A 13,144-nucleotide genomic window follows, 5' to 3' on the forward strand; every position below is an offset into this window, starting at 1 on the left:
CATGATAGGATTAAAAAACAAAGTGAGTGTCGGCCATCAAGATCAAACAGATAAAATTCAATATTTAACAAATAAATTTATTCTCTTAATGAAGGCTAACCATATACAGTCGAAAGAGGCTGTCGCTCTTTCCATAAGAGATCCGCTGCTATTTTACGCAGCCTATAAAGGGTGTAGTGAACTGGGAATTATTCCAGTCGTGACAGGTGCAATGAAAAATCCTCAAAAAGAGCTTGCGCGGATCCAAGTGCCGCTTTTCTGCTACGAGGCGGATTATGGTTTTTGTGTTGAACGCTATGATGATATTGAAAAGGCACTTCTTCCAGAAGGAGTCGGGGCTATTATCAGGACGACAGGATCGGTTACTGGTATGCCTAAATTTGTCATCTGGTCTAAAAAGGGAATCAAATATCAAAGTGAACAAACAATCACAAGAATGGGCTTTACCGAAAGCGATATTATGTTTGCGGCTGTTCCTTTGTGGGGAGCCTATGGCTTGACTCTGATTAATATCATTGAAACATGCAAAATGAACCTGGTTATTCCAGAACATTTGCGGCCTCGGTATGTTTTGCAATTAATGAAAGAAAGCAGAGCTACTTTGTTTGAGGGAACACCTTCATTTTACAAAATCATGCTTGAGCATTTCAGTAAGGAAGTGGATGAACGAAAGGCAGTGTCCAACATGCGGAGCTGGGGATGTGGAGGAGAAATCTTGCCTGAAACTGTCGCGGAAAAATGGTTTGAACTAATAAAACGTCCTATCCTTGACGGATATGGGCTTTCAGAAGCTGGACCCAATGTGGCGTTGAATGCATGGAATGATTTTTGCATAGGAACGGTGGGAAGGCCACTAAAAGGGACGGAATTAAAACTGAACGAAAAGGGAGAGCTACTTGTTAGGAGCCCTAGCAATATGATGGGCTATTTTGGTCCAAATTCACAGGAAAATCCACTCGATTCTGAAGGATGGCTTAATACTGGAGATTTAGCAGAGATCAATGAGGAAGGTTATTTAAAAATTATAGGCCGGACGAAAAATATCATTGTGATTAAAGAAAAAAATATTAGTCCTGAATATATTGAGAATAAGCTGCGCCACTTTCAAGAAATTCAAGACGTTGTCGTTATTGGTGTTCATCATGAAAACAACGGTATGCGTCTTGCTGCCATATACATTAGCAAAAACAAAAGTGAAATCAACTCAAAAAATGTAAAGTACTATGCACAAAAGCATTTAGAAAAAGAACAAGTTCCTTTTTATTACAAACAACTGGATGAATTTCCGATGCTGGCAAATGGAAAAATTGACCGGAATGCTTTAAGGGAAATGTGTTTTACAAAACAAGCAAAGGGTGTGATTGAGTGAAGAATGAACCTTCAGTTGTTCTTATTGGCATTGAAGTAAACGTTATAAACGGGGTTCCGAGCTATCAATGGATCACAAAAAATGAGATACCAATTGAAAGAGAACCCTTTCCATATCAAAAAAGTAAATTTAACGATGAGACTGTAGAACCGTTATGTGAAGGACTGTATAAAATTATTACTGAATTATCACATCAAGGATTTGTCCATTCTAATGATGATATTGGCCTGTTTGTCAATGTTTCAAATGCGATTTGGCCTGATATTGAACGATACGTAGAAGCTTTGGAAAAAGGGAAAAAGGCTGTTAGGCCTCACATGACGATATCTTTTGAAAATAGTCTTCCAACTGCTCAAGCAGCCATACAACTTGGTCTCAATGGACCATCTACAACGTTTGCAGATTACTGTGGCAAAATGTATGGAATAGGATTAGCACATAACGCTTTAGTAGACCGACTGGCCGGTCTAATGTTAGTGGCAGAAATTTATCGAGCACCTGAAACTGACTATGAAAATTTTACCGGTCGGATTACAATCGCCGCTTTAACAAATGCATGTCGTCTTCAAAACTATCAACCTCTGTTTGAAATACGGAACTGGGAATGGGAAAACGAACATGATGAACACTTAAGTTTTAGTGAATGGATTCACCATTGCGTCGAGGGTAATAAAGGACAAGGTGTAAGTCGTTTAACATAAAGGCAGTGGAAGGAGCTGTAAATATGAATAGGATTGGCATTAGTGGAATGGGGCTTGTTTCTCCATTTGGGCTTGGAATGAATTCATTTGAAGAAGGGTTATATTCAGGGGAATGTGCTATGTCGCCTATTACCCGTTTTGATGCAAGTGGTTTTAGAAGTCAAATAGCTGGCCAGATAAAGGGGAATGTTCTTCATTCTAAGGAAAGTATCGCTAAACAATTTTTATCATTTGCCATGAAAGAGGCTGTAGAAATCGCTGGTTTAAGTGAAAAAAAGATAGAACATCACAGGACGGGATGGATTCTTCCGGTTGTAACAGGGCCGGGCAATGACACAGTGGAAAATGAAGCTAATGAATGGATCATGGATCCTGAACATGATCTTCCAACTTCTTTATTTCAGACAAGAAATATCATTAGACCGACGTCAGCTTGTGCGTCAATTGGTACAGCACTTTCAATTGGCTACAGCATGATTCGACATGGCCAGTTGGATATGGTCTTTATCGCACGTGCAGAAGTATTTAATAAGTATGACTTTGCTTCACTTGATATTGTCAGAGCCATTACAAAAACTGAAGCGAAGCCCTTTGATCTTAAGAGAAATGGCATTACGATCGGTGAGGGGGCAGGAGTCATTATATTAGAGTCGGCGGATAGTTTGAAAGAACGTAAACATAAGCCTTTGGCATGGCTTGACGGTGCCAGTTGTGTATTAGGTGGAGAAAAGCAAAATATGATTGAGCTAGATAAGGGAAAGGTAGTCAAATCTATTCAAACAGCGCTCCAACTGGCAGGGGTCAATAAGCCAGATTATATACATGCTCATGCAACTGGAACGCCGCAAGGAGATGTGATCGAATCAGAAGCATTGGTGGAAACCATTGAAGCTGGAAGCAGTATACCGGTTAGTTCTCATAAAGGAGCATGTGGGCATTTGTTGCGTTGTTCAGGTTTTTTGGGTACAGCAGCTGCTTTACTGGCCTTGAAGCTGCAATGTATTCCACCGACAACAGGTTTAGATCAGCTTGATCCGAAAATTAACGCAAATATTATAAAAGGAAAGGCATTTGCGAACATATCTAGCGTGCTTGTCAATAACTTTGGGTTTTGTGGGAATTATGCGTCCTATTTGATTCAACACCCTACGACTGAATGGAAAGGGAATATCAAGTGAACTATGAAAAATTGTTTATTTAATTACTATAGATAGAGAAAAATAATCTTGGAGTTTACTCGTTGTAGAGGATTTTGTATAGTTAAGCCATTTTTGAAATGAAAATTGCAAAAACGATCAGAATCCACTTGTTTTTTGCTTGTTACAATATATACAATTTGTCAAATTATCTAAGCAGGTAATCATGTCATTTTGAATGGTGGAAGTGGTGAGAAAGCAACACGTGTTTGCATTAATAAAAGGAACCTCCATTGTATATGTAGAGAGAAATGAAGAGGAAATAAAAAACAAAGAGTTAGAGTTTTTGAAGGGGGAATAACGTTGAATTTTAGCAGTGAGCAATCACTAGCAGATATTGGACGTGCCTTGACAGGGGCTTCGTTTGTCATAGGTGTGTTTATTTGCATCAATTTATTTATTTTATACAGAGTCATTGTACAGGCTCTGAGAAAAGAGCGTTCACTTGTTGTATCGGCAAAGAATAGATTGCTTTTGGGTGTGGCAGTTGTTATATATGGAGCCTTAATTTACGTTCTTCATGAATCTTATAAGTGGCTAAAATCTGAGTTTGTTGATTTACAAGCAGTTAGTATACAAATGTCGATTGTATATTGGCTAACGATTTTATTGATAGGTCTGTATATTCTCTACTATGTGTTTACTTTATTTTATAAAAAAGAAGGGCAGGAACAGTTTCTGCTAATGATTATCAGCGGGGCTGTAAGTGGGCTGAGCAATACGTTTGTCATATACATCATTAATCAATCGTTAAATACGAAAGACAACTTTGCGAATGGTTTATTCTATGCCTTTTTAATTGGGTTGGTTGTTCATATCATAGCAGAACGATACATTCGTACAAGGATTGCTGTAATTACCAATCGAGTGGTTTATGAAAAAAGGGTCAAGCTGATTGATAAAACGTTGCAAATTCCATTTGAACGAATGGAGCGTTTTGAGAAAGGAAAAATCAGTGCTTGTTTAAATAATGATACAGAAAAAATTAGTGAAGGCATGCATTTAGCCGTTACTGGTGCGACCAATTTAATTACTTTGTTTTTCTGTCTAATTTATTTGGGTATGTTGAGCTTTTGGGGCCTTGTTTTATCTTTGGGCGTTGTTGTAGTCACTATTCTAATCAATCTATTTGTTGCTGGGGAAGCAACTAGACTGTATGAAGAGACAAGGGACATTCAAAATAAGTTTTTTGGTTTTATTAATGACATGTTGGCAGGATTCAAAGAGTTGAAGCTAAATAGAGCAAGAAAACTGGCATTCCAACATAATTTTGAAGAAGCATGCAGCGACTATCGTAAAAAGGGAACAAAGGTTGATCTGAAGTTCGCTAATGCCTTTATTATGGAAGACATGATTCTATTGTCGGTTGTTGGATTTGTGGCGTTTCTCTTTCCACTGATTTTCAAAATGCAAGGTGAATTGCTGTACAATTATGTGTTTATTTTCCTTTATATGATTGGCCCTGTCACCTATCTACTGCATTCTTTTCCGCAAATTATGCAGATTCAAGTAAGCTGGAAACGTATTAATAGTTTAATGGAAGAGGTGGCTGAATTAGAAAAAGAAGACCGAGTTTCTGTAGAAGCGTCGCCTGAAAAGAAAGTGATTCTCACTTTAAAGGGAGTCCAGTTCCAATATAAAGGTACAAGCGGTGAAGATTTTTCAGTTGGACCAATTGATTATGAATTTAAAGCTGGAGAAATTACCTTTATTACCGGAGGGAATGGAAGTGGGAAATCAACCTTTGCTAAGCTAGTTACCGGCCTTTATCCGGCTGATCGAGGAGAATCTCTCATTAACGGCGTTTCAAAAACACCAGAACAAATCCAAGAATACTATTCTGCAATTTTTAGCGACTTTTATCTTTTTGACCGTCTCTACGGTATAGATATTGATGGAAGAGAGCAGGAAATTCAAAGCTTACTTGAGCTACTTAGAATTCAGGATAAGGTCACAATCAAAGATGGTGAATTCAGCACGACTAAACTGTCGACAGGTCAAAAGAAGCGTTTGGCTTTGCTAGTTTCATATTTAGAGGATCGACCTATTTGTTTATTTGATGAATGGGCGGCAGATCAAGATCCAGAATATCGCAAATTCTTCTACTACAATTTGCTTCCTATGTTAAGAGATGAAGGGAAGTGTGTCATTGCGATTACACATGACGATCAATACTTCCATAAGGCTGATCATCTTATCAAAATGGAGCAAGGTCAGTTTGTAGAAAATAAGGATATATGAGGAGGTACATGTAGATGAGTCGTTATTTGCCATTAAGTAATGGACAGCTGGGCATTTGGTATGTTGAAAAAATGTATCCTAATACAAGTATTTCAAACAACGGGGCTCTTATACAATTGGCTACAGAGCAGCCCCTTCGTTATAATCTAATTTCTATTGCTATAAATGAGTATATAAAACGAACAGACAATATCCGTTTACGTATGATTTCTAGAAAAGAAGGCGAACCAGTTCAGTATGTAGCTGAATATATAGAAAAGGAAATGGAAATTATCGAGTTAAAAGATGCAGGCACTGAAAGTGTAAAAGAGGCTGCACTTGCCCACTTTCAGCAACCTTTACCACTAGAGAACGAGGATCTTTTTGATTTTAAAGTGTTTAAAGAAAGCAGGCATCAGTGCTTTCTTTATGTGAATATTCATCATATTATTTCGGATGCTGTGTCTGTCATGAGTTGCATAGAGACCATTATTTCCATTTACACTGATTTAGCAAGTGGTGCGGTCATCGATATGGTGAAAAGTCCATCGTTTATCGAGCAAATTGAAGCGGAGCAGACATACGAGAAAAGCCCGCGTTATGAAAAGGATCGTCTTTATTGGGAACAGATTTTCCAAAGTAGGCCAGAATTAACATCTCTTAAGCCTAGTAACGATTATTGCAGTAGTGCGAAAGCAATACGGCTGTCTAAAGCAGTTCCGAAATCTCTTGCGGAAAAGTTGAAAGAATATTCGACTAAGAATCATATTAGTTTATTTAATTTGTTCTTGTCAGGCGTTTTCTTGTATATATCCAAAAAGAGTCAGAAAAAGGATATTGTAATCGGTACAATGTTTTCCAACCGGACAACGCTTCGTGAAAAGGAACTGTTTGGCATGCTTGTTAGCACTGTTCCTTTTCGCGTAGAGGTTGATCCAACTCTCACTTTTTCTTCATTCGCAAGAAATTTAAATCAGCAGCAGATTAGAACAATGAGGCATCAAAAATATCCATATAATCGTATTTTAAATGATTGGCGAAAAAAGCACAGCACGCATGATTATTTGTATACAACTTCCTTGCAATATTTGGAGGTTGATTTCCCTAAGACAGATGGAATTAGATATAATGTTGATTTTTTATATAACGGTTATGAAATCAACGATCTTGCCTTTCATATTGTAAAAAATGAGGAAGACATTGCATTTGAAATCGACTATAGAGTTGATTTATTTGAAGAGACAGAGATCCACGACATGTTTAATAGAATAATGCTTTTGCTTTCTAAAGCATTATCGGCTCCGCAGCAGCAAATTGGAGATTTAGATTTATTAACAGTTACTGATCAATCCTTATATTTTAGGAAGCAAATGGAAATAGTCTGTCATGAACCGGAGGAATACTTCCAACAAATTTTTCAAAGAATTGCAAAAAAAACACCTGAAAAGATAGCGGTTGTTTGTGAGGAACGCACACTGACATATAAGGAACTGGATGAGCGGTCAAATCAGCTTGCACGACTCCTTCGGAAAAAGGGCATAACACGAGAAAAAACAGTTGCTATTCTTACTGATCGTACAGAAGATATGATCGTTGGATCGATAGCGGTGATGAAAGCAGGTGGAGCTTATGTCCCAATCGATGCCGAATTTCCAGAGCAAAGAATCCAATTCATTCTAAAAGACAGTAGTTCTATGATTTTGCTGACGGATCAAGTAAATAGAGTAGAACAAGATGCTTCTATTGAATGCATCCACTTTCAAGATGAAGCAATTCAGCAACAGCCGACATCTTCTATTGAAAACCTGACGAAGCCTGAAGATTTATGCTATATCATATATACGTCTGGAACAACAGGCACGCCAAAGGGTGTTATGATTGAACATCGGAATTATCTAAATATGTGGAAAGCCTATAACGAAGCATACGGTTTTCAAGAAATGAAGCCTTGTATCTTACAGATGGCCAGCTTTTCGTTTGATGTCTTTGCTGGGGATATGGCAAGAGCTTTATTGAATCAAGGAACCCTTGTCATTTGTTCGTCAGAAGCAAAGCGTGATTTAGTACGTATTCAAAATTTGATTGAGACACATCAGATTACAATGCTGGAATCAACACCAGCTCTAATTGTTCCTCTTTTAGATGACATGTATGAAAAAGGGATTAAGCATACTTCTCTTGAATTGGTTGTGCTGGGTGCTGATTCTTGTTTGAAAGAAGACTATCAACGTCTCTTAGAACGTTATGGTGAGAGTATACGAATTTTTAACACGTATGGTGTCACTGAAGCGACAATTGAATCGAGCATTTATTGTTCTGAGCAGGCATTTGCAGATTATGAGGGTATTACGCCAATCGGTAAACCGTTATCAAATATGTCAATGTACATTTTTAGTGAAAACATGGAGCTTCTTCCACCTCATTATATAGGGGAGTTGTACATTGGTGGAAAAGGCGTCGCCAGAGGCTATTTGAACAATGCAGAGCTGACAGAGGAAAAATTCATCTTAAACCCTTATGATCCCTCTGAAAGACTGTATAAGACAGGAGATCAAGCGAAAATGCTGCCTGATGGAAATATTCAGTTTCTTGGGCGCAATGACTTTCAAGTCAAAATTAGAGGGCATCGAATTGAAATTGGAGAGATTGAGGCAAAAATGATCCAGCACTCTTTGGTGAGGAGAGCGGTTGTAAAGACTGTTAAACCTAACTCCCATCAAACCGTATTGGCTGCTTACTTTGAATCAGATGAATTAGATATTACAAATCAAATAAAAGCCTTTTTATTTAGAGAGCTGCCGGACTATATGGTCCCGACATATTTTATTCAATTAGAGCGATTGCCTTTAACTGAAAACCACAAAGTCAATCGGAGAGAGCTGCCAGAGCCTGAAGTCTTTTTCAAGGAAAAGGAAGAGACAGGTTTGTTTCATAAAGCAGTTGAGGCGAAATTAGCCGAAGTTTGGAAGGAAACGCTAAAGGTAGACGATTTACATGCAACTTCTGATTTTATCCAGCTAGGTTTTCATTCATTGCAAGCATTAAAACTTTTGAATGAGATTGAGAATGAGTTCGGGATTCGACTGACGCTAGGGGATATTTTTTCTAATACACTTTTGTTTGCAATGGCAGATGTCATTGAAGAAAAAATGAAGATAGGCAATTTTGAACAGCTGCTACCTGCTAAGAAGAGTGATTCTTATCCTGTGACAGCTGCACAAGAAGGGGTATACACAAGATCATTAATTACAGACGCTAATCTGTTTAACATACCTTGTGTATTCCAAATAGATGGGCCACTTGACGCGGGTGCGTTGATAGATGCAATGCAAAAATTAGTCAATCGACATGAATCGCTTAGAACCTCTTTTATAAAAGAAGATGGCGTCATTAAGCAGAAAGTTCATACAAACGTTTCCTTGCATGTGGATTATGATGTATACAATGAATCTGAAATAGAGGAGATTATTTGTGCTTCGCCTCAGTCGTTTTCATTGGACAAGCCTCCCTTGATGCAGGCACGGTTGATTAAAATACAATCTCTTCAAAAACATGTTTTATTATTGGACTTTCATCACATTATTTTCGATGGTATGTCTCTCCAATTATTTATGGAAGAATTGGCATTGATATATCAGGGGAAAACTTTGCCACAATTGGATCTTGGGTACAAAGATTACGCTGTATGGGAGAAGCGCCAATTAGAAGCAGATCGGTTTTCTGCACACCGAGATTTTTGGAGAGACATTCTTGTTGACCATACAGAACAGCTCAATTTGCCTGCTGATTTCCCAAGGCCAGATGTGCAATCTTTTGATGGAAAAACATTTGAATTTGAATTGAATATAAATCTATTAAACAAACTAAAAGATTATTCTATGAAGCACGGCTTGACGCTTTATATGAGTCTCTTATCAGTATATTTTGTCTTGTTGTCAAAATACACGGGTCAAGATGACTTGATCGTTGGTACGCCTATATCAGGACGTATTCATTCAAATATAGAAAGGATTACAGGATTATTTGTCAACACTCTTCCTATTAGGAAGGTAGTTGGCAGAACAGTTAGTTTTTCTCAATTTTGCCAAGAAGTCAAACGCGATATGCTTGGTATGCTGAATCATCAGCAATACCCTATTGATGAACTAGCCAAGCAACTGAAACTCAATCGTGATCCAAGCAGAAATCCTATTTATCAGACTGTATTTGCTCTACAAGATGTCAAAGAGAGTTATGAGCTGTCTGAAGGTGTCAAAATGTCTATTGTCGATACAGACTATAACACTTCTAAAGTTGATTTAACATTGGAGGCTGCAGTTCTTAATGATTGCCTTGGGTGCCGGTTTGAATATAGTACAAGTTTATTCAGAAAAGAAACTATCGAACAGTTGGCAAAACATTTTGAACATCTTATCGAGACGATGGTGGCTAATCCACATCAAATAATCAGTGAAATAGGATTGCTTTCTCAGGAGGAACAAGAGCTATTGGCTGGTATGAATGATACTTTTGTACCGATGCCTTCCTACCAATCTATCTCGGCTCAATTTGAAAAGCAGGCTGAGATGCGTCCGGAGGAAACAGCGGCTGTCTTTAGAGGAAGCTCCCTCTCCTACGGAGAATTGAACAGCCGTGCTAATCAGCTAGCACATGCCCTCATACAACAAGGTGTTGGAACGGATACGTTGGTAGGCATCATGGTTCGCCCATCATTTGATCTACTCATCGGGATGCTGGGAATTTTAAAGGCGGGAGGAGCCTACGTACCAATTGACCCTCAATATCCAGATAGCCGTATTGAATATATGCTGAAAGACAGCGCTGTCCCTCTTTTGCTTACACAGTCGGTGCTGAAAGAAAGAACAGACTCATACTCAGGCAAAGTGATTTATTTGGATGAGGGGATGGAAGGAGAGCGTACAACGAATCCACCTTCAGTGGCAGAAGGGCATCATCTAGCCTATATGATTTATACTTCTGGATCAACTGGGGAGCCAAAAGGCGTCTTGATTGAACAGCACAGTGTACTGAATTTATGGCAATGGTTTGAAAGGACGTATCATGTGGCTTCTGGAGATGCTATTCTTCATATGACCAATTCGGCCTTTGATGTTAGTGTGGAGGAAACGTTGATTCCACTCATGTCGGGAGCTGTTGTCGTTATTGCGGAAAAACAAGTGGTGTTCCAAAAGGAAATGCTAATTGACTTCTTGAATGAGCACAAAGTCCGCATTGCACAATTCGTTCCGGCAACCTTACGTGCACTTTTAGCTGGACAAACGAAAAAAGCTAAGAATTTAGAAGTAGTCATCTGTGGTGGAGAAAAGTTGGATCCTCATTTGGCTAACCAAATTACATCGCAAGGGTACCGTTTATATAATCATTATGGTCCAACCGAAGCGACGGTCGATACACTCGTATGGTCCTGTCCACCGGACAGAGGGATAATTAAATTGGGAGCGCCCATTGACAATACAAAAGTCTATGTGCTTGATGAAGAAGGAAATCCTGTACCATCAGGCATTCCTGGTGAACTGTATATTGGTGGTGCAGGTATTGCAAGGGGCTATTTGAACCGTCCAGATCAGTCGGATCGCGCTTTTGTACCCGATCCATTCGAACAAAACGGGCGCCTCTATAAAACAGGTGACCTTGTCAAATGGCATAGAGATCAGACAATCGAATATCTTGGCAGACTGGACAAACAGATCAAAATCCGAGGTATGAGGATTGAGCCGGGTGAAATTACAGCGAAGCTGGTGGAGTTGGATGAGATCGAGAATGGCTATGTGATGGCTCATCATGATGAGGAAGGACAAGTAAATCTATGTGCGTATATCGTGTGGAAGAAAGAGAGTGAGCCGCAGAAAATAAGAAGAAAGCTGGCGCAAACTCTACCAGAATATATGATTCCTGTGCATTTCATGACAATAGATGAGTTGCCTTTAACACCAAACGGAAAAGTGAATGAACAGCTGCTGCCAATACCTGAAAAAGAAACAGAAGAAGCATATGTGCCGCCTTGTACAGAGATTGAAAAGTTGCTCACTGACATTTGGCAGGAGGTGCTTGGTATAGAACGTGTCAGCGTAAAAGGGAGCTTTTTTGACTATGGAGGAGATTCGATCAAAGCCATTCAAATTTCTTCTCAATTAAGAAAGTATCGATTGAAACTTGAAACAAAGTATTTATTTACACATGCAACAATTCAAGAAGTGGCTATCTATATCGAGCCTTTAAAGAAACAAATTGATCAACGGCAAATATCTGGGGAAATTCTACTTTCTCCTATACAAAATTGGTTTTTTTCAAAAAACTTTGTTAATCCGCACCACTATAATCAGGCTGAGACACTCTACAAAGCAGAAGGATTTGATCCTGAAGCGGTTGAATTGGCGTTGGACAAACTCATTGAGCACCATGATGTACTAAGAGCTGTTTTTGTACAGGATTCGAAACAGATGGTTCAAATCAACCGAAAAGCGTATACAGCTGATTTTTATACATTGGAAGTGATGAACCTTAGAAATAAAAATAACTGGCGAGAGCTTGCAGAAAACCATATTGATAGTATTCAAGGTGAGCTCGATATAGAGAATGGACCTCTTATCAAAGCAAGTATCTTTCAAACCAGTAAAGGGGACCACCTTGTTATAGTTATACATCATCTCATCATAGACGGTGTTTCTTGGGGGATCTTGCTTGAGGATCTAGAAACAGCTTACGAACAAGCTGTTTCTGGAGAAAAAATAAAATTACCTGAGAAAACGACTTCTTATAAAGAATGGACAACAGAATTGTGGGATTACGCCAAAGAGGAAGTAGTAAATGAAAAAGCTTATTGGGAAGATGTTGAAAACAGGCTGGTAGTACCTTCTTCTTTAGCCGTACGTCAATCGATCAATCAAAAGAGATGGTACAGTAAACAGCTTGTTCGGCAACTTAACAAAGAAAAAACGGATTTGCTTTTAAAACAGGCGCATCGTGCATATAACACAGAAATAAATGAAATTCTGTTGGCGGCATTTGCGTTGGCTATGAAGGAACAATTTGGAATAGAAGAACTACCACTTGATTTAGAAGGGCATGGAAGAGAGACATTTTCGGAAGATGTCGACGTTTCGAGAACGATTGGGTGGTTTACGTCTGTATTTCCAGTTGTACTAGAGGCGGGAAGAGAAGAAAAACTAGGAGCCGCAATAAAATCGGTTAAAGACCTGCTTCGCCGTATTCCTCAAAAGGGAATGGGATATGGATTGCTTTATTGTAAGGAACTGCAAACTATTGAAGAAAGACCGTCTCCTCCAGTGAGTTTTAACTATTTGGGTCAGTTTGAGTTGCATGAAAATGAGGGCCGATCTTTGCACTTAGGTAATTCAAGCAGCTTGGAAAATGAAAGAACGCACATGCTTGATTTGAATCTTGCAGTCATAAATGGCGTGTTAGAAATCAATTTGGAATATCATGAGTGTGAGTTTGATAGAAATGAAATCGAACAACTTTTGAATGCTTATACGGAAACACTTGAAAAAATGGTCGATCATTGTATAGAGAAGGAAGATGACGGAGAAAAAACGTTAAGTGATTTTGATGATCAACGATTGACAGACGAAGAACTGGATCGTATTTATGAGCTGCTTGAAGACATGTAGAGAGAG

Annotated in this window: 5 protein-coding genes; all 5 read left to right on the forward strand. The window is 38.7% G+C overall.

Annotated elements, in window-relative coordinates; genetic code table 11:
• Position 1 precedes the first annotated feature (1 nt).
• The 5 genes from QCI44_RS29340 (at position 2) to QCI44_RS29360 (ending at position 13,138) form a co-directional block, all read left to right on the forward strand.
• Positions 2-1,369 (forward strand): class I adenylate-forming enzyme family protein, encoded by a 1,368-nt coding sequence (locus QCI44_RS29340; RefSeq protein ID WP_088083720.1) that lies wholly within the window; start codon positions 2-4, stop codon positions 1,367-1,369.
• Entirely contained in the window at positions 1,366-2,070 is a 705-nt protein-coding gene (locus tag QCI44_RS29345) for a hypothetical protein (protein WP_088083721.1), read from the forward strand. The genes QCI44_RS29340 and QCI44_RS29345 overlap by 4 nt, the downstream gene beginning before the upstream one ends.
• A gap of 23 nt (positions 2,071-2,093) precedes the next feature.
• Positions 2,094-3,248, forward strand: a complete 1,155-nt coding sequence (locus QCI44_RS29350; RefSeq protein WP_088083722.1) for a beta-ketoacyl-[acyl-carrier-protein] synthase family protein — start codon at positions 2,094-2,096, stop codon at positions 3,246-3,248.
• 321 nt (positions 3,249-3,569) lie between these two features.
• Positions 3,570-5,507 (forward strand): cyclic peptide export ABC transporter, encoded by a 1,938-nt coding sequence (locus QCI44_RS29355; RefSeq protein ID WP_353811619.1) that lies wholly within the window; start codon positions 3,570-3,572, stop codon positions 5,505-5,507.
• Between the two features lie 14 nt (positions 5,508-5,521).
• Positions 5,522-13,138 (forward strand): amino acid adenylation domain-containing protein, encoded by a 7,617-nt coding sequence (locus tag QCI44_RS29360; protein ID WP_353811620.1) that lies wholly within the window; start codon positions 5,522-5,524, stop codon positions 13,136-13,138.
• Positions 13,139-13,144: the final 6 nt, after the last annotated feature.

It is taken from the genome of Bacillus cereus group sp. RP37 (assembly GCF_040459695.1).
In the GTDB taxonomy this organism is placed as follows: Bacteria; Bacillota; Bacilli; order Bacillales; family Bacillaceae_G; genus Bacillus_A.

Excerpts from the sequence above, each read along its gene's own strand:
- QCI44_RS29350 (WP_088083722.1), top strand. The coding sequence starts at position 2,094 with ATGAATAGGATTGGCATTAGTGGAATGGGGCTTGTTTCTCCATTTGGG.
- QCI44_RS29340 (WP_088083720.1), top strand. The coding sequence starts at position 2 with ATGATAGGATTAAAAAACAAAGTGAGTGTCGGCCATCAAGATCAAACA.
- QCI44_RS29360 (WP_353811620.1), top strand. The coding sequence starts at position 5,522 with ATGAGTCGTTATTTGCCATTAAGTAATGGACAGCTGGGCATTTGGTAT.